The sequence below is a fragment of the Ensifer adhaerens genome (genome assembly GCF_000697965.2).
Taxonomy (GTDB): Bacteria; Pseudomonadota; Alphaproteobacteria; order Rhizobiales; family Rhizobiaceae; genus Ensifer; species Ensifer adhaerens.
Genome location: NZ_CP015880.1, coordinates 2194793 through 2220269, shown reverse-complemented (window position 1 = coordinate 2220269; position 25477 = coordinate 2194793). Strand labels below are relative to the sequence as shown.

Below are 25477 nucleotides of genomic sequence, written 5' to 3'. Positions count from 1 at the left end.
GGCTGCTCACTTCGCCGTGTGTGCGCGGATGCCAGGGGCACATGCATCGGGATCCAGCATCCGCGAGGTCCAGATCTCAGTCGGGCCGAAGCCCTTGATGTCCTCGCGGCCGGAGCAAATGAACAGGAAAGACTCGCCTAGTCGCTGCCTGATTTCTGCGGTGGTGGTGATGCAGCCGTGCTTGCCGATCGCTTCCAGGCGCGCGGCAAGGTTCACGGGTGCACCCCAGATATCATAGGCGTATTTCGCTCGCCCAAGCACGCCAGCCGTTACCGATCCCGAGGCCATGCCAGCGCGCAGCTTGAGGACGACGCCATGGCGTTCGCCGATCTCGCGGGCCGCGGCGATGGCGCCGAAGCCGAACACTGCCGCCGCCTTCTCGGGCGTGGGGTGCCGGGCGGGCACGCCCGCCACCGCAAGATAGGCATCGCCGATGGTCTTGATCTTTTCGACACCGGTTGCTGCGGCCAGGCGATCGAACTCGCTGAAGAGCTCGTTGAGCAGGTTGACCGTCCGTTCCGGCCCCAGGCTGTTTGACAGGGCCACGAACTGGACGATGTCGATCAGGACAACAGTCGCATGCTCGAATTCGTCGATGATCGTTTCACGCTCGTTCCTCAGCAGGCGCGCCACGATCTCGTCCGGCATGATCGACGTCATCAGGCGGGCGAGCCGCCCCTGCGCCTCTCTCGCCAGGTGGAAGGCATAGTAGATCGTTGCGAAGCACATGAGCGTGAGCGTGATGATCGACGACGAATGGAGGAGTTGCAGGAAACGGGTGTCGTCATAGACACCCGACCGCGCCTGAGGAAACGCGATGGATGCGGCGATGACCGTGATCGCAGCCATGGCGCTGAGGACCGTGACCAGCGCCATGTTTTGAAACCCGAGGATCGCGAAGGCGACCGGCGTCACGCCGAGCAGCGTCAGCAGGACGCCGGAGTCCCGACCGACATAGGAGGCGATCCAGACGAGGACCACCACGCAGATACCGAATTCCCAAAGCCCTGACGCGACGCGGCCGAAGCGATGAAAAAGCGGCGTCATGGCGGCCGCGACGGCTAGGGCGAGATTGGCATAGACGAGGGGAATGAGGCTCGGCTCGCCATAGAGTGCGTAGATGAGGGCAAAGCTCGTGGTGGTGACGACGATCACACAGGCCGCGACATTCGCGACGAGGATGCCTTCACGGTCACCCTCCGCAACATTTGCGGCGCCCAGCTCCAGCAGGCTGCGAACAGCGCTCGTCCAGGACATGTCTCCACCCACTTTGCGTCGAGGGAGATCGGTACATGGTTTCGTTCAAACGCGAGAATTGTGCCCGCAATATTATTGCACTTCGCCGGTTGGCGCCATGAGATCGATGGTTGTGCAGTCCATAGGGAGTGCACGTGAGGAGGGCTTCGACCTCCTCACGCCTTCTCCACAAATCCATCCAGCACCCGCTTCTGGCCGGCGCGGTCGAAGTCGATGGTGAGCTTGTTGCCTTCGATGGCGGCGATGTTGCCGTTGCCGAACTTCATGTGGAAGACGCGGTCGCCGACCGAGAAACGCGAGGGTTCGGTGGCCGTCGATTTCGCCACCAGCTCGCCGTCGATCGTGCGGCCGCGCGGGCCGCTTTCGCCGTAGCCGATGCGCTCGACCGCGTGGCCGGAGCGGGTGCCCCAGTTGTCGCGGGTGGCGTCGGAGCGGTGCTGCTGGGCGCGCTTCCAGCCGGGCGTGGAGTAGTTGTTCTGGAAGGGATCAGCCTTGTCGAAGCGCGACTGGCCGTAGCCGCCGCGACCATAGCCGCCATAGGATTGTTCATTCTCGGCCACGTCCACATGGGCGAGCGGCAGCTCCTCGAGGAAGCGTGACGGCATGGTCGACTGCCAGAGGCCGTGGATGCGGCGGTTGGAGACGAACCAGATGTGGCAGCGATGCTTGGCGCGGGTGATGCCGACATAGGCGAGGCGCCGTTCTTCCTCAAGGCCGGAGCGGCCGCCCTCATCAAGCGCGCGCTGGTGCGGGAACAGGCCTTCCTCCCAGCCGGGCAGGAAGACGGTATCGAACTCCAGGCCCTTGGCCGAGTGCAGCGTCATGATCGAGACGGCATCGAGGTTCTCGTTCTGCTCGGCATCCATGACCAGAGCGACGTGTTCGAGGAAGCCGCGCAGGCTCTCGAAGGCTTCCATCGAGCGGATGAGTTCCTTCAGGTTTTCCAGCCGTCCGGGGGCTTCCGCCGTCTTGTCGTTCTGCCACATGGCCGTATAGCCGCTCTCGTCGAGGATCTGCTCGGCAAGCTCGGTGTGCACGGTCGTTTCCAGCAGGCTCTGCCAGCGGCGGAAATCGGTGACGACGTCGAACAGCGCCTTGCGCGCCTTCGGCTTCAGCTCGTCGGTCTCGATGATCTCGGAGGCCGCCGCCAGCATCGGGATGTCGCGGGCGCGGGCATAGTCGTGCAGCGTGCGCACGGTGGTGTCGCCAAGACCGCGCTTCGGCGTGTTGACGATGCGCTCGAAGGCGAGATCGTCGGCCGGCTGGCAGACGAGGCGGAAATAGGCCATGGCATCGCGGATTTCGAGGCGCTCGTAGAAGCGCGGGCCGCCGATGACGCGGTAGTTGAGGCCGAGCGTGACGAAGCGGTCTTCGAATTCGCGCATCTGGAACGAGGCGCGCACAAGGATCGCCATGTCGTTGAGCTTGTGGCTCTTGCGCTGCAACTGCTCGATCTCTTCGCCGACGGCGCGGGCTTCCTCTTCGGAATCCCAGGCGGCGTGCACCTGCACCTTCTCATCATCCGGATCGGTGCGGTCGGTAAAGAGCGTCTTGCCGAGGCGGCCCTCGTTGTGGGCGATCAGGTGACCGGCAGCGCCCAGAATGTGCTCGGTCGAGCGGTAGTTGCGCTCAAGCTTGATCACCTTGGCGCCCGGGAAATCCTTTTCGAAGCGCAGGATATTGTCCACTTCCGCGCCGCGCCAGCCATAGATCGACTGGTCGTCGTCGCCCACGCAGCAGACGTTCTGCGGTACGCCCTTGGGGCGCTGGGCAAGCAGCCGCAGCCACATGTACTGCGCCGTGTTGGTGTCCTGGTACTCGTCGACGAGAATGTAGCGGAACTTGTCGTGATAGTCCTTCAGCACATCCGCATGCATGCGGAAGATGCGGATCGGGTGCAAAAGAAGATCGCCGAAGTCGCAGGCGTTCAGCGTCAAGAGCCGGTTCTGGTAGGCAGCATAGAGTTCGCGGCCCTTGCCGTTGGCAAAGGCGCGGGCGTCTCCCTCGGGGATCTGGGCGGGATCGAGGCCCTTGTTCTTCCAGCCGTCGATCATGCCGGCAAACTGCTTGGCCGGCCAGCGCTTGTCGTCGATGCCTTCCGCCTGGATGAGCTGCTTGATCAGCCGCACTACGTCATCGGTGTCGAGAATGGTGAAATCGGAACGCAGGCCGACGAGCTCGGCGTGACGACGCAGCAGCTTGACGCCGATCGAGTGGAAGGTGCCGAGCCAGGGCATGCCTTCGACCGCATGGCCGACGAGCACGCCGATGCGCTCCTTCATCTCGCGCGCCGCCTTGTTGGTGAAGGTCACCGCCAGGATCTGCGAGGGAAAGGCGCGGTTGGTCGAAAGGATATGGGCGATGCGGGTCGTCAGCACCCGGGTCTTGCCGGTGCCGGCGCCGGCAAGCACGAGCACGGGGCCATCGAGCGTCTCGACCGCTTCGGACTGTTCCGGGTTGAGGCCGGAGAGATAGTCCGGGCGCGGCTGGGCGCGATCGCGCGCCGCCATGGCGCGCGCGGCGATGCCGCCCGTTGCCGGAATACCTGCGGGGGCGGGCTGCTGCTTGCGCGGCGCCGGCTCCTCGTCGAAGAAGGGAATATCGTCGAAACCACTCATCATGCGGCTCAATGTAGTGATTCGGTGGGGAAAGGCCAGAAAGGATGTTCTTCTTTTATTCCGTTTTCTGCGCCAGCCGCACCAAGCCTGTGGAAAGACAGGCGATTTCGAGACCGCTTATTCTTGGTCGCGCGGTCTATTCTTTTGTCTTGTCGAAGGCGGTATCCACAGGCACCTGCAGCGCCGTCGCCAACTGGTTGGTGCGGGCGGCAAGCGAGATCACCCTGAGCAGGTCCGCATGCTCGGCGTCGGTCATGCCTTTCGCCCTTGCCGCCGCCGTATGGGAATGGGCGCAGTAGCCGCAGCCATTGGTGACGGAGACGGCGATATAGAGCATCTCCTTGACCAGCGGATCGAGCGCCGAGGGCGTTGCCATCACGGCCTTCACGTCGCGCCAGGTCTGTTCCAGGAGCTCCGGATCGAAGGCGAGCCACAGCCACATATTGTTGATGAAGTCGGATTTGCGGGTGGTGCGAATGTCGTCGAACACGGCTTTGACACGCGGATCGGCTTCCGGGTTCTGAGGCGGGGATACGGTGCTCATGGGGCTCCTTCGCTGTTGTTCTCGGCGGTTGTGTGCGGGCCGGCCTGTCGCCTGAAGCGGTGACGATAGCCGACGTCGCGGCGATTGCCAGCGCTGCGTTTTGGGGAAGCCGTCGCCGATGCGTTCAGTTGGGGATTTCGTTGCACGGCTGATTGTTCGAGCCGAATGGTCCGGTCGTAAACAGCACGCCCTTGCTCGAACCCTGATAGGCGTTGCCGTTCTGCGTGACGATGAAGACCCTGCGGCCGCAGAAGCCCGTCGGCTGCGCGGCAACCACGCGCGTCTGGCCACTGGCGTCAGTGACGGTCTTGGGGTTGCAGGCGCCATAGGGTGTGTCGGCCATGCGAACGGTTGCCGTCGAGCTGCGGCTGAGCGGCGCGGAACTGCCGGGTGGGTACGTCCCCGAAGCCGTGCCTGCAGCGGCCACGGTCGATTGCGTGATCTGAAAATCCGCCGTGCTGTCGTCGTAGCGGCACCGCTTGATGGCCCAGATCCAGACGGCAATGTCGCGCACACCGCTCTCGGGATCCTCGGCCGAAGCCGCAATGGTGAGCGGGGCCAGATCGGGGACGCTTCGGCGGCGGTTACAGCAGCCGCTGTCGTTGAAGACCGGGTCGGGATTGCCATGGTCATCCAGGATGCCGGTGATTTCGAGTTTCGTGGTCGGGCCGGTCTTGTCGTCCGCCTGGACAGTCACGGTCTGACACCCCGCAAGAAGCAGGCCCATGGAGACGAGCGCGAATGTCAGGCAAAATGCATGCGGCCCCATGACGACCCCCGCCATTGTCCGTACCGCTGCCCAAGATACTCCCGAAGACTTTTGCCCGCAAACAAGCGCCTTCCTTTGCCGCGCTCGATCAACCCCGCGGCATCGTTGCCGTCCACAAACGATGCGCGTCCTTCAGCACCTTCCTCTGTCGCTATCGCAACCTCGTCGAACGCTTCGTCAGCACTCAGGAACTTCCGTGCCGTCGTCACCGGCTTCGACAAGCACAGCGAAAACGACCTTGCTCTCGTCAAACTCGCTTCAGCCAAAACCTGGTTGTGCTCTACAGGTCGGTGACCTAGAAGAAACTTCGAACGCTCGGAGCGGCGTTCAGGCAGGAGCCCGACCATGATCAAGATGAGCGTCTACTATCCGGCCGATGGCGGCTCGAAGTTCGATCACGACTACTACCGCACCCGCCACATGCCACTGATCCAGGAACGGCTCGGCGATGCCTGCCTGCGCTACGAGATCGATAAGGGCCTTGCGGGTCGCGAGCCTGGAAGCGCGCCGGGGTTCGTCGCGGCGTGCCACGTCTACTCGCCGAGCCTCGAGACATTCCAGGAGGCGTTAGGTCCCCACCGCGCCGAGATTGCCGCGGACGTCGCCAACTATACGGACATCGCGCCCATCGTGCAGATCAGCGAAGTCGTTGGAGGGTAGGGGGCTTTGGCGCGTCAGGCGTAGCCGTTGACCTTTCCGCAATCGGCGTAGCGTTGGCGCACCATGATCCATGGTGACGCAGCCAGTGCGGAACCGGTTGACGATCGGGAACATGTGGTTGCCGTCGAAGCGTAAACGACCTTGCTCTCGTCAGGCTCGCTTCAGCCAAAACCTGGCTGTGCTCAATAGGCCGGGGGCCTAGGCCAGCGCGAAGACGCGGGCCGGGCCGCCGGTGCCGCCGCGGTGCTTCGGTGCGCCGAGGATGAGGGTTGCGCCCTTGACCGGCAGCTTGTCGAGATTGGCTGCTGCCTCCAGCCCCCAGCGACCCTCCGGCAGCCAGGCATAATGCGTGGCGAAATCGGGCGAGGGGCCATGGTCGAGCGACAGCGTATCGACGGCGATACCAGCCGCCTTGCTTTCCTCGATCAGATATTTGGCCGCCTCGACGTGGAAGCCGGGGAAATGCAGCTTGCCGCCGCCATCGGCATTGCGGAACTTGTCCGTGCCCAGATGCGCGCCCCAGCCCGACAGCATGGCGACGCAGGCGTTTTCCGGGATCTCGCCATTGGCGGCGACCCAGGCCTTGAGGTCGTCGGGCGTCACCTGCGCATCGGCATCGGCCTCAGCCTTCTTTCTGATATCGACAATCACCAGCGGCACCACCAGCTTGTCGACGGGCAGTTCGGCGACCGAGAGGCCATCGGCGGAGAAGTGCAGGGGCGCGTCGACATGGGTGCCGGTGTGTTCGTTCACCCGGAGCTCGAACATGTTGAACTTGTCTTTGGCGTAGTTGAACTTCTCCTCGCGGAAGAACTGCTGCTGGCCGAAGAAGGTCGGGAAATCTTCGTGCAACTCGTGGGTCAGGTCGGTGACGCTTGAATGCCCCTGCGCCAGCGCCGGCGGGGCCGCGCCCACGCTTGCGGCGGCAAGACCCGCGGTTCCGACCGCGGCGGCTTTGAAGAAGCTGCGGCGCGAGAGCATGCGCTCTTTCACCGTTTCCATGACACAGGCATCGCACATCGACTTCTCTCCCCCAAGAGGCCTGAAGACAGGCGCAAAGCCGGCCGAAACACGCTGCCGGCGGTTGCAGGATAGCGCAGTGTCGGCGGCTGTAAACGGTAATTCTCTAGTGAATTTCTGGACAAAGCTGCGAGGCGTCGAGCGAAGCCCCCGTGCGTCATCATCCCGCCAACAAATTCGCTTTTATTACAATTGCGTAATGATGGTATTCTGTCGTTGCCCCGACACGCGCGAACAGGGATACTCCGCGCACAATCGGAACGAACCGCCGGCCGCGCCGCGCTGGGGCGTGTTTTATGTTTAATTCGGAGACTTGAATGCGGGTTTGGAAACAGCTTGCGGTGAGCGCCGCTGTGCTTCTCGTGGGCGCAGCCGTCTGGGTGCGTTTTGTGCCTGGTGCTGGTGAAACGCTGGCGGCGATTGGTGTTTCGCATCCGCTGATTGATGCCTTGTCCAAGCCCGGCGCCGGTGGCGGCGAGGGCGGCGAACGCGGCAATGGCCGCGGGCAGGGCGGCAACAACGCCATTCTCGTCATGGTCCGGCCTTCGGGCACGTCTGTTGTCAACGACCGGCTGAACGCGATCGGCAACGGCGAGGCGATCCATTCCGTCACCGTGACGCCGACGGCAACCGGCAACCTCACCGAAATCCTCGTGCGCTCCGGCGAAAAGGTGTCGCAGGGTCAGGTCATTGCCAAGCTCGACAGCGACGACCAGAAGATTGCTGCCGACCAGGCGAGGCTGACACGTGACAGCGCACGCGAAAAGGTCGAGCGCTACCGCAACCTGAGCACTGCCCGCGCGGTAACAGCCGTGGACGTGCGCGACGCCGAAATCGCCATGCAGACCGCCGAACTGGCGCTGAAGACCGCAGAGCTCGACCTCAAGCGCCGCGACATCGTGGCGCCGTCGAAGGGCGTCGTCGGCATCATCACCGTCAATGTCGGCGACTACGTCACGACCACGACGCCGATTGCCGTCGTCGACGACCGCTCGGAAATCCTCGTCGATTTCTGGGTGCCCGAGCGCTTCGCCAACAAGATCTTCGTCGGCCAGCCGGTCACCGCCTTCGCCATCGCCCAGCCGGGCAACCAGCTCGACGGTGCGATCCACGCGATCGACAACCGCCTCGATCAGGCGAGCCGGACGCTGCGCGTGCGCGCACGGCTTGAAAACCCCGATGACAAGCTGAGGGCGGGCATGTCCTTCTCGGTCACCGTGGCCTTTGACGGCGACACTTATCCGACGGTCGATCCGCTGGCGATCCAGTGGAGTTCGGAAGGCTCCTATATCTGGCGCGTCTCCAGCGACAAGAGCGAGAAGGTGCCGGTGAAGATCATTCAGCGCAACCCGGACAAGGTGCTGGTGGACGCCGCACTGTCGCAAGGCGACGAGATCGTCACCGAAGGCGTGCAGCGCCTGCGCGACGGCGGCGCCGTGCGCATCGCCGGCCGTGAGAACAAGCAGGAACCGCAGAAGGTTGCGGAGGAAACCAAGTGAGCGGCGGCGACAGTCAGGCAAGCGGCCATGGTGCCGGCCAAGGCAGCGCCGGCGGCCAGATGTCGGCCCGCGAACGCAGCAAGACCGGCTTTACCGCACTCTTCATCCGCCGGCCGATCTTCGCGCTGGTGGTCAATACGCTGATCGTCGTTGCCGGCCTTGCGGCCTGGAACGGCATCGAGATCCGCGAGCTGCCGCAGGTCGACCAGCCGGTCATCTCGGTGACGACAACGCTCGATGGCGCCGCACCCGAGACCATGGACCGCGAGGTGACCTCGGTGGTCGAAGGGGCCGTGTCGCGCGTGCAGGGCATCCGCGACATTTCCTCGACCTCGTCCTTCGGCCGCAGCCGCGTGACGCTGCAGTTCTCCGACACGACCGATATCGGCCAGGCTTCCAACGACATTCGCGATGCGCTCGGCCGGGTGCGCAACCAGCTTCCCGACAATGTCGACGAGCCGAGCATCGTGAAAGCCGATGCCGACAGCCAGCCGATCATGCGGCTGGCGCTGACCTCCGATACGATGTCGATGGAAGACATGACGCTGCTCGTCGAAAACGAGATCAGCGACCGGCTCGCCGCCGTTGAAGGCGTGGCCGACGTTGCCGTCTATGGCGACCAGGAGAAGATCTTCCGCATCGACCTCGACCAGGCGAAGCTCGCCGGGCGCGGGGTAACGGTCGCCAACCTCAGGACCGCGCTTGCCAACGCCTCCTACGACGTGCCGGCCGGCAAGCTGACGAGCGCCAGCCAGGACATTTCGGTGCGCGCCACGGCCGACCTGCAGACGCCGGAGCAGTTCGAAAACCTGATCCTCGTCAACAATGTGCGCCTGCGCGACGTGGCGACCGTCACGCTCGGTCCCGACACCGGCACGACGGCGCTGCGCTCCAACGGCCGCCAGGGCATCGGCCTTGGCATCGTGCGCCAGGCGCAGTCCAACACCGTCGATATCTCCGAGGGCGTGCGCAAGGTCGTCGAGACGATCCAGACGCAGATCCTGCCCGAGGGCACGCAGCTCCGCATTACCAGCGATGACGCCGTCTTCATCAACGGCGCTATCCACGAGGTGGAAATCGCGCTGATCGTTGCGGTCTTCATTGTGACGCTGGTCATCTACATGTTCCTGCTCGACTGGCGGGCGACGCTGATCCCGACGATCTCGATGCCGATCGCGCTGATCGGCACGGTGGCGGCGATCTATCTCGCGGGCTTCTCGATCAACATCCTGACGCTGCTCGCGATCGTGCTTGCGACCGGGCTTGTCGTCGACGACGCCATCGTGGTGCTCGAAAACATCGTGCGAAGGCGCGCCGAGGGGCTTGGACCACGCGCGGCGGCCGTTCACGGCACGCTCGAAGTGTTCTTCGCGGTGCTGGCGACGACCGCGACGCTTGCCGCCGTCTTCGTGCCGCTCTCGTTCCTTCCGGGCCAGACCGGCGGTCTCTTCCGCGAGTTCGGCTTCGTGCTTGCCTTCGCGATCCTCCTGTCCTCCTTCGTGTCGCTGACGCTTTGCCCGATGCTCGCCTCGCGCATGCTGACGAAGGATACGCATACGGTGCCGGGGCCGATGGCGCGGTTCGGTGCGCGGGCGGCCGGGTTCTACCGGGTGACGCTGCGCGCCTGCCTCAACTCGCCGCTGATCGTCTTCGTCGTCGCGGGCTTCTTCACCGCCATGGGGGCTGCCGGCTTCCTGACGCTGAAATCGGAGCTGACGCCGACGGAAGACCGCTCGCAGATCATGATGCGCATCAACGCGCCGCAGGGCGTTTCGCTCGAATACGCCCAGGCCCAGATGCGCCGCATCGAGGACGGCTTGCAGCCGTTGGTGAAATCCGGCGAGATCGACAACATCTTCTCGATCTCCGGGCAGGGCGGTTCGGTCAACAGCGGCTTCATGGTGCTGACGCTCGCTCCCTGGGACAAGCGTGACCGCACCCAGCAGGAGATCGTCACCGACATCAACAAGGTGACCGGGCGCATCCCCTCGGTTCGCGTCTTTGCGATGCAACCGAACAGTCTCGGCATTCGCGGCGCCGGCAGCGGCCTGCAGGTGGCGCTCGTCGGCAACGACTACAACAAGCTCGGTGATGCGGCGGCAAAGCTGGTGCGCCAGATGGAAGACACCGGCCGCTTCGAAAACGTCCGCCTCAACTACGAGGCCAACCAGGCGCAGCTTTCGATCACCATCGACCGCGAGCGCGCCTCCGACATGGGTGTCGATATCGGCGGCCTTGCCTGGGCGCTGCAGGCCATGCTCGACGGCAACAGCGTCGTCGACGTCTATGTCGACGGCGAATCCTATCCGGTGAAGCTTCTGTCCTCGACCAACCCGGTCAACGACCCGACCGATCTGCAGAACATTTTCCTCAAGGCCGGTGACGGCAAGATCGTGCCGATGTCGACGATCGCCAGCGTCGAGGAGATGGCGGTGGCGCCGCAGCTGTCGCGGGAATCGCAGCTTCGCGCCGTTTCGCTTTCGGCCGGCCTCAAGTCCGATCTGGCGCTCGGCGAGGCACTGACCATGGTCGAGCAGATGGCAGAGCCGCTTCTGCCGCCGGGCTCACGGATCATGCCGCTTGCCGAAGCCGCAACGCTCAACGAAAACGCCAACGGCCTCTTCGTCACCTTCGGCTTCGCGCTCGTCATCATCTTCCTGGTGCTGGCGGCCCAGTTCGAAAGCTTCGTCAGCGGCCTGATCATCATGTCGACGGTGCCGCTGGGGCTTGCCTGCGCGGTCTTTGCGATGATCATGACCGGCAACACGCTGAACATCTACAGCCAGATCGGCCTCGTGATGCTTGTCGGCATCATGGCGAAGAACGGCATCCTGATCGTCGAATTCGCCAACCAGCTGCGCGACCGCGGCCAAGACGTGCGCTCGGCGATCGAGAATGCCGCCAACATCCGCCTGCGCCCTGTCATGATGACGATGATCGCCACCATCGTCGGCGCGGTGCCGCTGGTGCTTGCCAGCGGCGCGGGCGCCGAGGCGCGCATCGCGCTGGGCTGGGTGCTCGTCGGCGGTCTCGGTCTTGCGGTGATCGTCACCCTCTACCTGACGCCGGTCGCCTATCTGGTGATCGCGCGCTTCACCAAGCCGCATGCGGACGAGGAGCGCAAGCTGCACGAGGAAATGGACGCGGCGGCAGCGCTGGAGGTGCGCTAGCCGGAACGGCCGTCGCGCGACGGCTTATTATTCTAGCCCGGCGGCAACGAGAAAGATCGCTGCCGCCAGCCCGCCGAGCGCGCTGCGCCCGGCGTGAAGCCTGCCCCAGAGACCGAGGAGATCTCGGCTTTCCGGGCCGGCGTCGTCCGGCCGGACTGCCTCCAGCTGGCGGTTGACCGGCATCACGAAGAGCAGCGTATAGGGCCAGTTCAGGATGATGATCGCGGCCCCCAGCCCCCACAGCACATGGCCGGTCTGTCCCCAGGCACCGGCGCCGAAGAGGCCCGAGACGAGCGCGAGCGTCGCCTGCATCTCGAAGCCGCGCCGATAGGACGGCACCCACTGCACGAGTGCGGCGCGATCGTCGAGATGCAGCCGTGCGGGCTGTTCTGCCCAGGTGATGTAGATGGCGGCGCCGAAGAAAACCGACGCGGTGAGCAAAGCGGTTAGACCCAGCATTTGCCTCTCCTTCCTTCACGCCTCCATCATAATCCAAGGCTCACGAAACGGCAGGTGTTTTCTGCCGTTTCGCTCTCATACGTAGCAGTACCGGAGTTTGGTCGGTCTGAGGCGTGACTTTTGCCAGCAGCAAATGTGGTGCGACGCGGCTTGCCGTTTGCAAGGCCCTCTGTCTACCGGCCCGCCCTATGTGCCGTCACGCCGCACGGCCAGCGCCGTCGCGCAGAGCACGACCTCCACCTCTTCTTCGAGTTCGAGGCAGATCTGCCGGTACTCGTCAGCGAGATCCGGGCGGCCGCCGCCCAACACGAGTGCGTCCCGCATGTTGACCGCGAGTTCATAACTGCAGAACAGCTCAATCATGCAATCTGACGATGCCGACGCGATGCTGTCCCTCAAGTGCGGCAACCGCATCATCAGTCGCTTTCTGCCGATCTCTCCAAGCACGTCACACGTCCTTCCGCTCGGCATTTATACGCAAGGACTTCCCGAGCGGATCACCGCGCGGCGCGGTGTGGAGATGACATTTCGGCAAACGGGGACATATCGTGTCGGCTTTTCAGCGTTGGTGTTTTCCACGCTGTCATACAGTCTTGTGACACTCCGGTCTCACGTCAGGCGTTTTCCTGCGCTACTGTGACCGGGAAGTGCGCGAGCGTCTGGACAAAGTGATTCCGATTTGCACAGTAGCGCCTTGAAATGACTGCGCTTCCCGAACATCGAAAAGGCAGCGTGGCGAATGCAAGAGGAAGGGCGTTTTCCGTGGCATTGAAGGCGATCAGGGCTGGCGCGAGAAACGAGGCGGGGATTGCGGCGGCGAAGGCGGACCTTTCCGCCCGCTTCGGCGACCGGTTCCAGACGGGCGAGGCGATCCGCGCCCAGCATGCCCACACCACCACCTATATTCCGGCACAGCTTCCCGACGGCGTGCTATTTGCGGAAAGCGCCGGGGACGTGCGCGCGATCGTCCAGATCGCTGCGCGACACAAGGTGCCGCTGATCCCGTTCGGCACCGGCTCCTCGCTCGAAGGGCATATCAACGCCCCCCATGGCGGCATCTCGGTCGATCTCTCGCGTATGAACAAGGTGCTCGAGGTCAATGCCGAGGACCTCGACTGCCGCGTCGAGCCGGGCATCACCCGCGAGGAGCTCAACACCTACCTGCGCGACACCGGCCTGTTCTTCCCGATCGATCCCGGCGCCAACGCCTCGATCGGCGGCATGGCCTCGACGCGGGCGTCGGGCACCAATGCGGTGCGCTACGGCACGATGAAAGACAATGTGCTGGCGCTGACGGTGGTGACCGCTGACGGGCGCGAGATCCGCACGGCGCATCGGGCGCGCAAGTCCTCTGCCGGCTACGACCTGACGCGGCTTTTCGTCGGCGCCGAAGGCACGCTCGGCATCATCACCTCGATCACGCTCAGGCTGCAGGGTATTCCGGAGGTCATTTCCGGCGGCGTCTGCCCGTTCCCGACGATCGAGGACGCCTGCAACGCGGTGATCCTCACCATCCAGTCGGGCATTCCGGTCGCGCGCATCGAACTGCTCGATGCGCTGCAGATGAAGGCCTGCAACGGCTATTCCGGCCTTTCCTATCAGGAGACGCCGACGCTCTTCGTCGAATTCCACGGCAGCCCCGAGAGTGTCGAATTACAGGCGCGCCAGTTTGGCGAGATCGCTTCGGAGTTCGGCGCCAGCGACTTCCTCTGGACCACCAATCCGGAGGAGCGGGCGCGGCTCTGGAAGGCGCGGCACAACGCCTATTGGGCGCAAAAAAGCCTGATCCCGGGCGCGGCGATCCTGTCGACCGATGTCTGCGTCCCGATCTCGCGGCTGGCGGAATGCGTGGCGGCAACGCAGGAAGATAGCGCCGCCCACGGGCTGACGGCGCCGATCGTCGGCCATGCCGGCGACGGAAACTTCCATGTTGGCCTGCTGTTCGACGACAAGGATCCGGCTGACGTTGTGCGCGCCGAGGCCTTTGTCGAGCGGCTGAACGCGCGGGCGCTCGCCATGGACGGCACCTGCACCGGCGAGCACGGCATCGGCCAGGGCAAGATGCCGTTCCTTGAGGCCGAACTCGGCGACGCGCTCGATCTGATGCGCCAGATCAAGCACTCGCTTGATCCGGACAATATCTTCAACCCGGGCAAGATTTTCGCTTGAGGAGAGATACGCGCGGCGGGCCGTTTTTTGGGACAATGCGCCGGCGACAAAGTGTGATACTGCATAATTCTCAAAGTCGGAATCGACCCCTCGGGAATTATGCGGCAAATCAAAGATGCTACGGCGCCATCAACGGCGCTGCAGCCGGGCGCCGGTTTCTGGCGCTTAAATCGATTTGCGGCGCGGATGCGCCGATGAACGGAATGGGAATATAGGCACGGTGCTTTCGCGAATTCTTCTTGCCGTCGGTGGACTTGTGGTCGTTGCGCTCTTTGCGGCGCTGATCGCCCCGTGGTTCATCGACTGGACGGGTTTCCGCAAGGAGTTCGAGCGCGAGGCAAGCCGCATCATGGGCAAGCCCGTCGTCGTGCATGGCAGCGTCGATGCGCGGCTGATCCCATTCCCAACCGTGACGCTCAACGACGTGCGCGTCGGCGCCGCCGAGGACGGCGACCCGCTGATCCAGGTGGCGCAGTTCTCGATGAGCGCCGAGCTTGCGCCGTTCCTGAGCGGCGAGGCCTTGATCTTCGACATGAAGCTCGATCGTCCGCGGGCCAAGGTGCGCCTGTTGCCCGACGGTACGCTCGACTGGGCGAGGGGCCGCCGGGCCTCGATCCCGGCCAAGACCGTCGTGCTTGAAAACGTCGAGATCACCAATGGCCAGGTCGAATTCGTCGACGAGCAGACCGGCCGCACCCGCCGCGTGAGCGGACTTGCCGCAGACATTTCGGCCCGCACGCTCGCCGGGCCCTGGAAGGTTGAGGGGCGCGCCGCGCTCGATGGCGAAGCCGGCAGTTTCTCCTTTACCAGCAACGAGGTGGACGAGGCGGGTACGCTCAGCCTGAAGGCGCGGGTAACGCCCGACAAGCGTCCCTTCGGCGTCGAGACCGACGGTTCGCTGCGCATCGTCGATTTCAGGCCGGTCTATAGCGGCCGCTTCACGCTGACGGAGAACCGCCCGCAGGCCGAGACGAAGGATGCGGATGGGCGGGCGCCGCTGCGCATCAACGGCAACTTCCAGCTGACCAACGAGAGCATCCGCGTCCCGGAATATCGCTTCGAAATCGGCCCGTCGGATGATCCCTATGTGGTCACCGGCGAGGCAACGCTCGATACCGGCAAGGACCAGAAGTTCCTGCTGATCGCCGACGGCCAGCAGATCGACGTCAGCCGCATCGGCCCGAGCCGCAACAACAAGACCGGCCGCGATCCGGCGATCTCGATGCGCCAGCGGCTCGAAGCCATGCTGGCGATCGCCGCCGAAATTCCCATCCCGCAGGTGCCCGGCCGCGCCAGCCTGAAGCTGCCGGCGATCGTCGTCGGCGATACGACGGTCCGCGACGTGCGGATCGACGTACAGCCCGATGGCGCCGGCTGGGTGATCGACAATGTCGTGGCGCTGCTGCCGGGGCGCACGCAGCTCGAAGCCAAGGGGCGGCTGAACCTCAAGGGACAGCGCACCTTCCGCGGCGACCTTCTGCTGGCCTCCAACCAGCCTTCCGGCCTTGCCAACTGGCTGGCGGGCTCGGTCGATCCGGCGATCCGCAAGCTGAGGACCGCCGGCTTTTCCGCCAAGGTGAACCTCACCGATACATTGCAGCAGTTCGAGAACCTCGAAGTGGCGGCCGACGAGGCGAGCCTCAAGGGGCGGCTGGAGCGACAGTCCTTCGCCGACCAGCAACCGAACCTCTCGCTGCAGCTGAAGGGTAACCGCATCGACTTCGAAGCCTTGCAGGCGCTGACCGGGCTGGTGGCGGGCGACGCTTCCACCGATACCTTGCTGCAGCATGCGATTGCTGCCGATCTTTCGGCTGACGAGTTTTCCGCCTTCGGCGAGCAAGCGCAGGACGTGCAGGCGGTGCTGACGCTGAAGAACGGCCAGCTCCAGGCCGAACGCGTGGCGATCGGATCGCTCGCCGGCGCACAGCTCGCCTTTTCCGGCCGGGCCAGCGGCGACCTCGAAAAGCCCGTCGTCTCGGCCAAGATGAAGCTTGCCGCCAAGAACCTGACGCCGTTCCTGGAAATGATCGGCCGCCACGCGGTCAATCATCCAGCGCTCCGGCAGTTGATCAAGGCCGGTCCCTATTACAGCGACACGGCCTTCGACGTGACGCTGACGGCCGGCAACAAGGAAGGCAACGCGCCCGCGACCTTCGGCATCTTCGGGACCGCGAACGGTACCAAGATCGCCGCCAGCTACCAGGCGCCCGACATGGCGCAGGCGCTGACCGGCAAGGCCATGCTTTTGGAAGCGACGCTCGAAAATCCCGAGACGCGGCTCCTGCTCGGCCAAACGGGTTTCGATCCCTTGCCCTTCGATGCGGATGCCAACGGCATTCTCTCCGTCAAGCTGCAAAGCACCGACGGACCGACGGCGAACGGCACGGTGACCTTTACGACCGAGAAGACGTCGCTCGCCGCCAAGGGCAGCGTCGATCTTTCCCGCGATCATTTCCTCGAAGGTCAGGCGAAGGTGACGCTGCAGACCCAGGACCTGGAGCCCTATCTTCTGCTCCAGGGCGTGGCCTTGCCGCAGATGGGGAGCGGCCTGCCGCTGACCGTCTCTGCCGATATCGCGACGACGCCCGAAACAATTGCGCTGACCACTGTCGAGGGGAAGGCCGACCACAACGGCTTTACCGGCAATCTGACGATCGACCGCAAGACGCCGGGGGCGGCCAGCGGACAGCTGACGCTCGACACGCTCGATCTCGCCTGGCTCGGCGAGGGCGTCCTCGGACCGATCGAGGATACGAACGGGGCCTTCTCGAAGGGGGCTCTGGCGCAGCCTGCCTGGACCGGGCTCAACGTCGCACTGGACGTGCAGGCGCAGAAATTCTGGCCAGGCGTCTATGGCGCGGTCACGAGCTTTGCCGGCAAGATGGAATGGAAGGGCGACGAGGTCGCGCTGACCGATGCGGCCGGCGACTGGCTGGGCGGCAAGCTCGCCGGGCGGGTGCAGATCGGCAATGCCAACGGCTCGGGCTTCCTGCGCTCGCGCCTGGACGTCAAGGGCGGCGACCTTGCCCAGGCGGGCTGGGCCCATGCGGGAACGCCGGTCGCGACCGGGACTTTTGATCTTTCGGTAGCACTTGAGGCATCGGGTGCGACGCCCGAGGCGATGGCGCATTCGGCAAGCGGTTCGGGTACGACAACCTTCAACGGCATGACGCTCGCCGGCATCAACAGCGCAGCTCTGCCGCAGCTGATCGCGGCAGCCGATGCGCTGAAGACGCAGATCTCGGCGGACGCGATCAGAAGTGCGGCGGAGGCGACGATCTTCTCGGGTCAATCGCTGGTCGGCGTCGTCAAGGCACCCTTCAGCATCGCCGGCGGGGTGCTCCGGGCGCAGAACGTGACGGCTGGCGACGGCAATGCCGCGATGACCGGCGAGGCTTCGCTGGACCTTGCGGCGGGCCGGATCGACGCCGGCATCGATCTGACCTTCCGGCCGGGTGACGAGGCGCTTGCCGGTGCCGAGCCGCGTGTGCGCATCGGCTATGCCGGCCTGCTGGAAGCACCGGGCGTCGATCTCAACGTTGCCGATCTCGCGAACTTCCTGTCGCTTCGCGCCTTCGAGCGCGAGCGCCGGCGGGTCGAGATCCTGCAGGCGAACGTGCTGGAGAAGCAGCGTCTGCGCCGCGAACTTGCGCTTTACAAGGCGCGGGCGGAGGCAAGGGAACTGGAGCGCAAACGCGCCGTTGCCGAGGAACGCAGGCGCGCAGCCGGCGCTGCCCGCCTCAAGGCGGAAGCAGATGCGCGAGCAGAGGCCGAACGCAAGGCCGAAGCGGAGCGACAGGCGGAAGCCGCGCGTCGGGCGGCAGAGGCAGCGCGCAGCGCCGGACAGGGCCAGCCGATCCCGCAGACGGGACCGACCCCCCAGACCGTGCCGGACGGTGCCACCGGCACCCCTCCCGGACAGAGGCTCAACTTCGACGTCCTGCCCGACGTTACCGTACAGTAGCCGGCGACTATGCCGGAGCACGACGCACCCTGGCTTTCGGGGCCGGGGATGCGCTTCCAATTGCGGATCCGGCCATGATCCCATCCTTGGCTTGTGCCCCCTGAAGCGCATCGCGATCTTTCAGCATCGCTCTCTGCGCTTTTGATTTTTCGCATGTCGTTATCCCAAGACCGCTGCGCGCTTTTGCGCGACATGCTCTGGCTTCAGGTTTTGAACATGCCTTTATCTGGCGGGCATTCTCTTGGTTTCCGGCGCATCGTGGCGCGCGAACGGGATCGGCAGAGTTTTAACGAATTCTGAAGCACATCCTCCACTATTGATCACTAAATTAGCAATTTGCGTTGGATGGGGCAGGGGGTGCGGCTTGCGGGCCGCGTCTTTAATCGGCGCATGGGAAGGACGACGTCGATCGCTCCGGATTGACCCGAGCGGCGCGTCGCCGTCTGCTGAGGGGGCAACGATCAGAGATGCGCTACAATTTGAGGAAGAGAGCCGCCCGTATCTTTGCGGACGAGCGCGGCAACTTTACCGTTCTGACCGCGCTGATAGCGGTGCCGTTGTTGAGTGCCGCGTCGATCGCCATCAACCTGGCGCGGATCAATCTCGAGGCCGCGAAGATGCAGACGGCGCTCGATGCCGCTGCCTTCTCGGCGGTCAAATCCTACGGCGAGGGCGAGACCGAGGCCAGTGCCAGGGATCTCGCCAACAACGTCTTCTTTGCGAATTTCGGCCAGCCGGAGATCGTCGATCAGCTCGGCCCGGAGAGCGGTGTGGCGGTGGCGGCCACGCCGGTGCAGATCGCCTTCGGCGCCGCCGGCGTCGAGACCACGGCGACCGCGGCCTACGCGTTGAAATACAATCCGCTCTTCTTCGGGCTGCAGCCCTATACGATCGACCGGGAAAGTGTTGCCGCGCGCATGCCCGGGAGAGAGGCCTGCATTCTGGCGCTGCACCCGACGGCGAGCCGGGCCTTCGAGGTCAGCGGCGGGGCGAGCGTCGACACATCCGGCTGTACGATCACGTCGAACTCGACCGACGCGCAGTCGATCTACCTCAGCGGCTCGGCCACGCTCAAGGCCGAGTGTCTCTACGCCGCCGGCAAGGTGTCCGCGACGCTCGCCAACCTGCAGCTTGCCTGCGGCAAGGCGGTAGAGGAGGTGACGCCAATTGCCGACCCCTTCCGGTCGAAGAAGATGCCGACCACGGCAGGCTGGGTGAGCCTTGCCGGCTGCGGGCAGAATTTCGTCGGCGGCGGTGGCGGCAACGGCGACTGCAACGGCACCGGCAAGACGCCGAACAACGCGCCCGACACCTACCGCGTCGAGCTGAAGCCTGGCACCTATGGCGATCTCGAAATCAAGGGCAAGGTTCTTCTGAGGCCCGGCAACTACATCATCGACGGCGGTAGCCTGAAGTTCACCAGCCAGTCGGTGGTGAGCGCCGAAGGGGTAACCTTCTTCCTCTTGAACGGCGCCCAGCTCGACATTCACGGCGGGGCGACCTTCCAGGTCAGCGCGCCGACGACCGGCGACTGGGCCGGCTTCTCGATCGTCGCCGGGCGCAACAACACGGCCAGCGCCACCATCAACGGCAACAGCGCCTCATCGCTCGCCGGCATCATCTACATGCCGGCGTCGCGCGAGATCCAGTATGCCGGCAACGGATCGACCGGCGGTGAATGCGTGCGCATCGTCGCCCAGGAAATCACCATGATCGGCAACAGCAGCTTCAAGCTGGATTGCAAGGCGGTGCTGGCCAACACCACGATCAACAACGCCGGCGCGATCCGGCTGGTGCGATAACGACGGACGCGTCTTGCCACCGGCCGTTGGGCCGGCGGCGGATCGCTTGCCGGTGTCCAGGCGCGCCTTGCCTTCAGAAGCGGATGGACAGTCCGAGGATTGGACCTTGCTGGACCACGTCGAAGATGAAGCCGTCATTGTCGTAGTTGACGCCCAGCGCACGATAACCTGCGATCGCCGAGATCGTGTCGTTGAAACGGTAGCCGAGGCCAAGGCCGACGTCCCAGTCGATGTCGGCGCCGCCGGCGCCGACCAGGCCCCAGCCGGTCAGGTAGATCTCCGGGGTGAAGAAGTAGTTGCCGCGCACGCCCACCATGCCGTCGACCCAAGTCTTGCGGTCATCGCGGCTGATACCGTCGAGCGGGCCGCCCTGAAAGGATATGGTGGTGTTGACCGACCAGATCCTGGCGCCGCCGACCACGTCGAGATGCGAGTTCTGATCCTCAAAGACGGTGTAACCGACGCCGATGAGGCCGGCGAAGGTCTCCGATTCCACATCGACCGTATCGGTGAAGACGCCGCGCGCTTTGCCGTCGCCGGAGAGCTTCGTATAGATCAAGTCACCAAAGACGCTGAAGCGGTCCTTGCGCGCTTCGACGGTGGCCATGGCGGCGAAGTCGAGATTGCTCCAGATGTCGCTGAAGCTGGAGTCGATGTGAACGGTCGGGAGCCCGAATTGCGCCGTGTCGCCCGAGAGGCCCGCCATCCAGAAATAGGGCGCGAAGGTGAATTGCCAGCCGCTCTCGGTTTCTTCCACGGGGGCCGCGGGCGCCATCAGCGGCGTGATGTCGGCCGCGTGGGTCGGCAGGGCGAACAACAGGCCAAGGCAGGCCGTTAGGCCCAGTCGTGTAGGGATACTCATGAAACGCCTCCCGCTTGAGACAATCCCTGAAACGAGAGACGGGCCCGTCTGGAATTGCGCACTACAGACTCTCGAACACAAGGGCAGCGGAAAGTCGCCGCCTCCCGATGTGGGTATTGTTATATAAGTTTATTCGAATACAACTGTTTTGGCCCGAAACGGCGAAGCGGGGCATGCCAAATGCCGCGCGCTGTTGCATCGGCCACACAGTTGCCTTGGATCCGCCAATGCCTGTCGCCCGACACTGTAGAGCGCTCGTGCGGCAACGGCGTGAGAACAAGGGCTCAAGGTCTCGCCACTAGCCCTTTGATGTGAAAGGCCTTGGGCGAGTTCTTGCCGCGAATTCTGGCCGTGCTGGCCATCGACGGCGGGAGCTCAGGTCTCGTCGGGCAAGAGCGTCGAGCGTTGCGATTTCAGCCATTCGAGCACATGGACGCGCAGTGCCGAGGAGAGGTTGCTGTCGGGCGTGCGCTGGTCGTCGATTTCGGCGATCAGCTGGGCAAGCGGCACCGCCCGCGTTTCGGCGATCGTCTTCAGCTCCTGCCAGAAGGCGTCTTCGAGCGAGAAGCTGGTGCGGTGGCCGTGGAGCGTTGCGGAATGCTTACGGATCATCGCCCGGCCTTAGAGACTGATTCAAGGAATTGGCATTTCGAGTCCGGAAGCTGCCGCAAGTCCTTGCTCCGGAATCGCTTTTGCGGGCTCAGTCCTTGTCGACGTCGCCTTCGGCAGGGCGCTCGATGCGGCCCTGGTCAAGGCGGGTCTCCGCCTTGTCGTTCAGCGCTTTCGTCAGGGATTTCTCGGCCTTGGTGCGGCCGAAGGAGATGCGGTTCTGCTCGGCCTGCTTGTCCTTTTCCGTGCGCTCGCGACGCTTGCGGAACTGGCGCAGATTGACGACGTCTCCGGTCATGAGCCGCGGCTCCTCGGATCAGTTCTTCTTGCGGAAGGAATCGAGCGAGACGACGGAGCCGCCGCCATTCTTCGGCTCGGTGGGCTTGTCGTCCTTGGCCGAGGTCTCGGCATTTTCTTCCGGAACGGGATAGGCGGTGATCTCCGCCGATTCCTGTTCTTCTTCCTCGCCGGCCGCCACGTCGAACTCCAGTTCGAAATTGACCGACGGGTCGTAGAAGCCACGGATGGCGTTGAACGGGATCACTAGCCGTTCGGGCGTGTCGGAGAAGGAGAGGCCGATTTCGAAGCCGATTTCGGTGACTTTCAGCTCCCAGAACTGGTGCTGGACCACGATGGTCATCTGTTCGGGATACTTGGCTTTCAGGTGCTGCGAGATGCGCACGCCCGGCGCGCCGGTCAGAAAGGTGATGAAGAAGTGGTGCTCTCCCGGCAAGTGACCGGTGGTGGCAACCTCCGTCAGGACCTTTCGGATGACGCTGCGCAGTGCGTCCTGTGCCAGAATGTCGTAGCGGATGTGGTCCTGGCCCATGAGCGTCCCGTCTTTCCTCGAACTCAATCTACTGTCTGCTGCCGGCTTGGAGGTCAAGCCGTCGGCTTTTCATTGCCCGTCTGAAGCAGACGAGTCAATTATTCAAGCATCTATAGACCATTTCGAAGCGGGGGAGAAGGTGAAGGCTTCTGTTGCCAGGTGCCTTCGGACCCCGCCTTACGGTGCTACCCGGAAGGACTTGATTTGAAGTGTCGCACCGCGATTAAGCAGCGAGACGTGCTTCAGCATAGTTGTCGTTTGCAACTATAAGTTTAGCCCGATAACGGTGGTACAATGCCGAGCAAAAAGTCGATCTTTACGCCCTTGTCGATCCTATTTCGCCCCCATCAAAAGCCGATCGATTCTGATCGGTTTTTGGTGGAGGCGCCGGGTACCGCCCCCGGGTCCAATGGGTTTATTTCATCGCCCGTTTATTGCCATAGCCGCCCGAAGACGGCAGAGTTCATATAGGTCTTTCCGGGCCCCAAGAAAAGGGGGATGTGTCGGATATATGACTTTCTCCCGGACTGCCCGGTGCCGAACCGCCTTGACTTGACCGGCATCCATGAAAAACTCCCGCTGCTGCCACGCGGCCGGCAATCTCCGGCCGCAGTTTCGAAAAGCAAAGCAAGCTGGAGGCCTCATGACGGACTACCTCGCAGATGTGCAGAAATACGACAGCGGCGCCGACGAGGCGATCGTCAACAAGATCGTGCGTCACCTTGGCATTGCGCTTCGCAACCGGGATTCCTCGCTCGTTTCGGCGTCGGATCCGAAAGAGCTCGAGCGGGTCAAGGAGAAATGGTGCGAGAAGAAGCTCGGCATCAGCGGCGCCGATGCGGACAGCGCGATCGACGCCACCGTCAAGGCGATGTCGGCGGACCGGTCGAAATCGCGCGTCACCTTCTATTATCTGGTGGCCAAGAACCTCGGCAAGCTACAGACCTTGTAGCTCCCCGCCGAATTATCCGGGATAATCGTCCCGTGGTCATTGGTTCGCCGCCGGCTTCGTCCTAAATTTAGCGAAAGTACGAATCGGCGGCGCCAGACCATGCAGCAATATCTCGACCTTCTCGACCATGTGATGACCAACGGATCCGACCGCGGCGACCGGACGGGAACGGGCACGCGCTCAGTCTTCGGCCACCAGATGCGCTTCGACCTCTCCGAAGGCTTTCCGGTGCTGACGACCAAGAAGCTGCATCTGCGCTCGATCATCCACGAACTGCTGTGGTTCCTGAAGGGCGACACCAATATCCGCTACCTCAAGGAAAACGGCGTCACCATCTGGGACGAATGGGCGGACGAGAACGGCGACCTCGGCCCGGTCTATGGCTACCAGTGGCGCTCCTGGCCGGCGCCGGACGGGCGCCATATCGACCAGATCGAAGGCCTCGTCGAGAGCCTCAAGACCAACCCCAATTCGCGCCGGCACATCGTCTCGGCCTGGAACCCGGCGCTGGTCGACGAAATGGCGCTGCCGCCCTGCCATTGCCTGTTCCAGTTCTATGTCTCCGACGGCAAGCTTTCCTGCCAGCTCTACCAGCGCTCGGCCGACATCTTCCTCGGCGTGCCCTTCAACATCGCTTCCTATGCGCTCTTGACGATGATGGTGGCGCAGGTGACGGGCCTGAAGCCGGGTGATTTCGTGCACACGCTTGGCGACGCGCACATCTACCACAACCATTTCGAACAGGCCCGGCTGCAGCTCACCCGCACGCCGAAGGCGCTGCCGCGGATGGAAATCAATCCAGACATGAAAGATCTCTTTTCCTTCCGTTTCGAAGACTTTACGCTCGTCGGCTACGAAGCCGATTCATCCATCAAGGCGCCGATCGCCGTCTGACATATCCTGATGCTGCGGGTGGACGGTCCGCATTTCTGAATTCTTCTCGATGCCGATGCCGCGCCACCCTTCGGGCGGGGCAGGAGCTTCCGTAGCCCGCAAGCGCAGGGGCCGGCAATCCAAGGTGAGGGGCGGCCGGGGAGGGCTGTCGTCCAAGGGAGGTATCGATGCTCACACTCGTTCATGCGCCGCTGTCGCGATCCTCGCGCATCGTCTGGCTGCTTGAGGAGCTGGGCGCGGAATACGAGATCCGCTACGTCTCGATCCGCCGCTGGGACGGCTCGGGCGAGCCCGACGACAACAACCCGCATCCGCACAAGCAGGTGCCGGCGCTCATCCATAATGGCGCGGTGATCTGGGAGTCGGCGGCCGTCGTGCAGTATCTCACCGACCTCTATCCCGATTGCAGCCTCGGCCGGCCGGCCGGCCACAAGGAGCGTGGCGCCTATCTCTCCTGGCTTGCCTATTACGCGGGGGTGATCGAGCCGACGGCGCTTGCCCATATCTCCGGCGCCACCATCAACAACCCGGCACAGGCGCGGCTCTACAGCGAAATGTGCGCCCATGTGATCGACGTGCTCACCCGACGGACCTATCTGCTCGGCGAGACGATGAGTGCCGCCGATCTGCTCTTGGCAAGCGCGCTGCAGTGGATGCGCAAGATCCTGCCGGAAAGCACGGTCGTCGATCGCTACATCCGCGTGGTGACGGACCGGGCAGCCTATGACCGCGCCAGAGAAATCGACAGCAAACCGAACGGGTTCCATGACTGAAACGAAGACCACCCACCCGAAGATATCGATCGTCGTCGCCGTTGCCGCAAACGGCGTCATCGGCCGCGACGGCGATCTGCCCTGGCGGCTTTCGACCGATCTCAAGCGCTTCAAGGCGCTGACGATCGGCAAGCCCGTGATCATGGGGCGCAAGACCTGGGCGTCGCTCGGGCGTCCGCTTCCCGGCCGCGCCAACATCGTCATCACCCGCAACGCGGATTTTGTGGCGGAAGGGGCAAGCGTCGTCCCGTCGCTCGATGCGGCGGTAGCGCTTGCCGGCCGAGAGGCGGAGGCCGCGGGCGTGGACGAGATCTGCGTGATCGGTGGCGGCGAGATCTACCGCCAGTCGATCGCGCGTGCCGATATCTTGCATGTGACCGAGGTGCAGGCGACCGTGGATGGCGATACGCGCTTCCCCGATATCGATCCCGGCATTTTCGAGAAGGTCTTCGAAGAGGACCTGCCGCAGGGTGAAAAGGACAGCCACGCCATGCATTTCGTCACCTTTAAGCGGCGTGCGACAGCCTGACGCGGCGGATCGTCAACTATTTTGAACCATTTACGGTGAACTCGGGTCTATCGCGTTGAAAGCGGTGCGGGTGATACCTATAACGGTTTCACATCATG

General features: G+C 63.9%; 22 protein-coding genes and 1 other RNA gene. 10 read left to right on the top strand and 13 right to left on the bottom strand.

All coding sequences use genetic code 11. The features are described from left to right. Positions 1–6: 6 nt before the first annotated feature. The 5 genes from FA04_RS10775 to FA04_RS10755 form a co-directional block, all read right to left on the bottom strand. The gene (locus FA04_RS10775; protein ID WP_034792559.1) at positions 7–1257 is read right to left on the bottom strand and encodes an adenylate/guanylate cyclase domain-containing protein; all 1251 of its coding nucleotides are present in this window, start codon (positions 1255–1257) and stop codon (positions 7–9) included. Positions 1258–1412: 155 nt separating this feature from the next. Beyond that, a complete protein-coding gene (locus FA04_RS10770) occupies positions 1413–3878 on the bottom strand; it encodes an ATP-dependent helicase (RefSeq protein WP_034792560.1) in 2466 nt (821 codons plus the stop codon). A gap of 133 nt (positions 3879–4011) precedes the next feature. Beyond that, positions 4012–4419: a carboxymuconolactone decarboxylase family protein gene (locus tag FA04_RS10765; protein ID WP_034792561.1), complete on the bottom strand. Its 408-nt coding sequence runs from the start codon at positions 4417–4419 to the stop codon at positions 4012–4014. 124 nt (positions 4420–4543) lie between these two features. After that, positions 4544–5188 (bottom strand): hypothetical protein, encoded by a 645-nt coding sequence (locus tag FA04_RS10760; RefSeq protein ID WP_034792564.1) that lies wholly within the window; start codon positions 5186–5188, stop codon positions 4544–4546. Next, entirely contained in the window at positions 5164–5541 is a 378-nt protein-coding gene (locus FA04_RS10755) for a hypothetical protein (protein WP_143106221.1), read from the bottom strand. Before FA04_RS10755 ends, FA04_RS10760 begins: the two co-directional genes overlap by 25 nt. On the opposite strand from FA04_RS10755, the gene FA04_RS10750 reads away from it, so the two are divergent. After that, positions 5534–5848, top strand: a complete 315-nt coding sequence (locus FA04_RS10750; protein WP_034792570.1) for an EthD family reductase — start codon at positions 5534–5536, stop codon at positions 5846–5848. The genes FA04_RS10755 and FA04_RS10750 overlap by 8 nt on opposite strands. Before the next feature lie 198 nt (positions 5849–6046). On the opposite strand, the gene FA04_RS10745 is transcribed toward FA04_RS10750, so the two are convergent. Further along, the gene (locus tag FA04_RS10745; RefSeq protein WP_034792573.1) at positions 6047–6868 is read right to left on the bottom strand and encodes a cyclase family protein; all 822 of its coding nucleotides are present in this window, start codon (positions 6866–6868) and stop codon (positions 6047–6049) included. 317 nt (positions 6869–7185) lie between these two features. Between FA04_RS10745 and FA04_RS10740 the strand changes: the two genes are divergently transcribed. Both FA04_RS10740 and FA04_RS10735 read left to right on the top strand, forming a co-directional pair. Beyond that, a complete protein-coding gene (locus FA04_RS10740; RefSeq protein WP_034792575.1) occupies positions 7186–8367 on the top strand; it encodes an efflux RND transporter periplasmic adaptor subunit in 1182 nt (393 codons plus the stop codon). 59 nt (positions 8368–8426) lie between these two features. Next, complete coding sequence (locus FA04_RS10735; protein WP_034793607.1) at positions 8427–11537, top strand: efflux RND transporter permease subunit; 3111 nt, start codon at positions 8427–8429, stop codon at positions 11535–11537. 27 nt (positions 11538–11564) lie between these two features. Here FA04_RS10735 and FA04_RS10730 read toward each other — a convergent pair whose 3' ends face one another. Then, positions 11565–11996 (bottom strand): anthrone oxygenase family protein, encoded by a 432-nt coding sequence (locus FA04_RS10730; protein WP_034792578.1) that lies wholly within the window; start codon positions 11994–11996, stop codon positions 11565–11567. Between the two features lie 186 nt (positions 11997–12182). Next, positions 12183–12443: a hypothetical protein gene (locus FA04_RS10725; RefSeq protein ID WP_156552974.1), complete on the bottom strand. Its 261-nt coding sequence runs from the start codon at positions 12441–12443 to the stop codon at positions 12183–12185. 315 nt (positions 12444–12758) lie between these two features. On the opposite strand from FA04_RS10725, the gene FA04_RS10720 reads away from it, so the two are divergent. From FA04_RS10720 to FA04_RS10710, 3 genes are all read left to right on the top strand, one after another. Next, positions 12759–14165, top strand: a complete 1407-nt coding sequence (locus FA04_RS10720; RefSeq protein WP_034792584.1) for an FAD-binding oxidoreductase — start codon at positions 12759–12761, stop codon at positions 14163–14165. Positions 14166–14385: 220 nt separating this feature from the next. Next, on the top strand, positions 14386–18129 hold the full coding sequence (locus tag FA04_RS10715; protein ID WP_034792588.1) for an AsmA family protein: 3744 nt from the start codon (positions 14386–14388) through the stop codon (positions 18127–18129). A 467-nt stretch (positions 18130–18596) separates the two neighbouring features. Beyond that, the gene (locus FA04_RS10710) at positions 18597–19931 is read left to right on the top strand and encodes a TadE/TadG family type IV pilus assembly protein (protein ID WP_034792590.1); all 1335 of its coding nucleotides are present in this window, start codon (positions 18597–18599) and stop codon (positions 19929–19931) included. A 73-nt stretch (positions 19932–20004) separates the two neighbouring features. Here FA04_RS10710 and FA04_RS10705 read toward each other — a convergent pair whose 3' ends face one another. The 5 genes from FA04_RS10705 to ssrA form a co-directional block, all read right to left on the bottom strand. Next, positions 20005–20793, bottom strand: a complete 789-nt coding sequence (locus FA04_RS10705) for a hypothetical protein (protein ID WP_034792592.1) — start codon at positions 20791–20793, stop codon at positions 20005–20007. Between the two features lie 375 nt (positions 20794–21168). Next, positions 21169–21405 carry a ribbon-helix-helix domain-containing protein gene (locus tag FA04_RS10700; protein ID WP_034792594.1) on the bottom strand — a complete coding sequence of 79 codons (237 nt, stop codon included), beginning with the start codon at positions 21403–21405 and terminating at the stop codon, positions 21169–21171. An 88-nt stretch (positions 21406–21493) separates the two neighbouring features. Further along, on the bottom strand, positions 21494–21700 hold the full coding sequence (locus FA04_RS10695; protein ID WP_034792596.1) for a DUF4169 family protein: 207 nt from the start codon (positions 21698–21700) through the stop codon (positions 21494–21496). Between the two features lie 18 nt (positions 21701–21718). Then, positions 21719–22231 carry an SspB family protein gene (locus tag FA04_RS10690; protein WP_034792598.1) on the bottom strand — a complete coding sequence of 171 codons (513 nt, stop codon included), beginning with the start codon at positions 22229–22231 and terminating at the stop codon, positions 21719–21721. A 138-nt stretch (positions 22232–22369) separates the two neighbouring features. Then, positions 22370–22728: a transfer-messenger RNA gene (ssrA, locus tag FA04_RS10685) on the bottom strand. Positions 22729–22874: 146 nt separating this feature from the next. On the opposite strand from ssrA, the gene FA04_RS10680 reads away from it, so the two are divergent. The 4 genes from FA04_RS10680 to FA04_RS10665 all read left to right on the top strand — a co-directional run bounded on the left by FA04_RS10680 (position 22875) and on the right by FA04_RS10665 (position 25379). Next, on the top strand, positions 22875–23183 hold the full coding sequence (locus FA04_RS10680) for a DUF2853 family protein (RefSeq protein WP_034792600.1): 309 nt from the start codon (positions 22875–22877) through the stop codon (positions 23181–23183). A gap of 99 nt (positions 23184–23282) precedes the next feature. Continuing rightward, positions 23283–24077, top strand: a complete 795-nt coding sequence (locus FA04_RS10675) for a thymidylate synthase (RefSeq protein ID WP_034792602.1) — start codon at positions 23283–23285, stop codon at positions 24075–24077. Between the two features lie 167 nt (positions 24078–24244). Beyond that, on the top strand, positions 24245–24850 hold the full coding sequence (locus FA04_RS10670; RefSeq protein WP_034792605.1) for a glutathione S-transferase: 606 nt from the start codon (positions 24245–24247) through the stop codon (positions 24848–24850). Beyond that, a complete protein-coding gene (locus tag FA04_RS10665; RefSeq protein WP_034792608.1) occupies positions 24843–25379 on the top strand; it encodes a dihydrofolate reductase in 537 nt (178 codons plus the stop codon). Before FA04_RS10670 ends, FA04_RS10665 begins: the two co-directional genes overlap by 8 nt. Positions 25380–25477: the final 98 nt, after the last annotated feature.

Coding starts and splice junctions, on each gene's coding strand:
- FA04_RS10735 (WP_034793607.1), top strand. CDS start 8,427: ATGTCGGCCCGCGAACGCAGCAAGACCGGCTTTACCGCACTCTTCATC.
- FA04_RS10770 (WP_034792560.1), bottom strand. CDS start 3,878: ATGATGAGTGGTTTCGACGATATTCCCTTCTTCGACGAGGAGCCGGCG.
- FA04_RS10745 (WP_034792573.1), bottom strand. CDS start 6,868: ATGTGCGATGCCTGTGTCATGGAAACGGTGAAAGAGCGCATGCTCTCG.
- FA04_RS10670 (WP_034792605.1), top strand. CDS start 24,245: ATGCTCACACTCGTTCATGCGCCGCTGTCGCGATCCTCGCGCATCGTC.
- FA04_RS10765 (WP_034792561.1), bottom strand. CDS start 4,419: ATGAGCACCGTATCCCCGCCTCAGAACCCGGAAGCCGATCCGCGTGTC.
- FA04_RS10695 (WP_034792596.1), bottom strand. CDS start 21,700: ATGACCGGAGACGTCGTCAATCTGCGCCAGTTCCGCAAGCGTCGCGAG.
- FA04_RS10680 (WP_034792600.1), top strand. CDS start 22,875: ATGACGGACTACCTCGCAGATGTGCAGAAATACGACAGCGGCGCCGAC.
- FA04_RS10730 (WP_034792578.1), bottom strand. CDS start 11,996: ATGCTGGGTCTAACCGCTTTGCTCACCGCGTCGGTTTTCTTCGGCGCC.
- FA04_RS10710 (WP_034792590.1), top strand. CDS start 18,597: ATGCGCTACAATTTGAGGAAGAGAGCCGCCCGTATCTTTGCGGACGAG.
- FA04_RS10740 (WP_034792575.1), top strand. CDS start 7,186: ATGCGGGTTTGGAAACAGCTTGCGGTGAGCGCCGCTGTGCTTCTCGTG.
- FA04_RS10665 (WP_034792608.1), top strand. CDS start 24,843: ATGACTGAAACGAAGACCACCCACCCGAAGATATCGATCGTCGTCGCC.
- FA04_RS10690 (WP_034792598.1), bottom strand. CDS start 22,231: ATGGGCCAGGACCACATCCGCTACGACATTCTGGCACAGGACGCACTG.
- FA04_RS10700 (WP_034792594.1), bottom strand. CDS start 21,405: ATGATCCGTAAGCATTCCGCAACGCTCCACGGCCACCGCACCAGCTTC.
- FA04_RS10675 (WP_034792602.1), top strand. CDS start 23,283: ATGCAGCAATATCTCGACCTTCTCGACCATGTGATGACCAACGGATCC.
- FA04_RS10775 (WP_034792559.1), bottom strand. CDS start 1,257: ATGTCCTGGACGAGCGCTGTTCGCAGCCTGCTGGAGCTGGGCGCCGCA.
- FA04_RS10760 (WP_034792564.1), bottom strand. CDS start 5,188: ATGGGGCCGCATGCATTTTGCCTGACATTCGCGCTCGTCTCCATGGGC.
- FA04_RS10705 (WP_034792592.1), bottom strand. CDS start 20,793: ATGAGTATCCCTACACGACTGGGCCTAACGGCCTGCCTTGGCCTGTTG.
- FA04_RS10750 (WP_034792570.1), top strand. CDS start 5,534: ATGATCAAGATGAGCGTCTACTATCCGGCCGATGGCGGCTCGAAGTTC.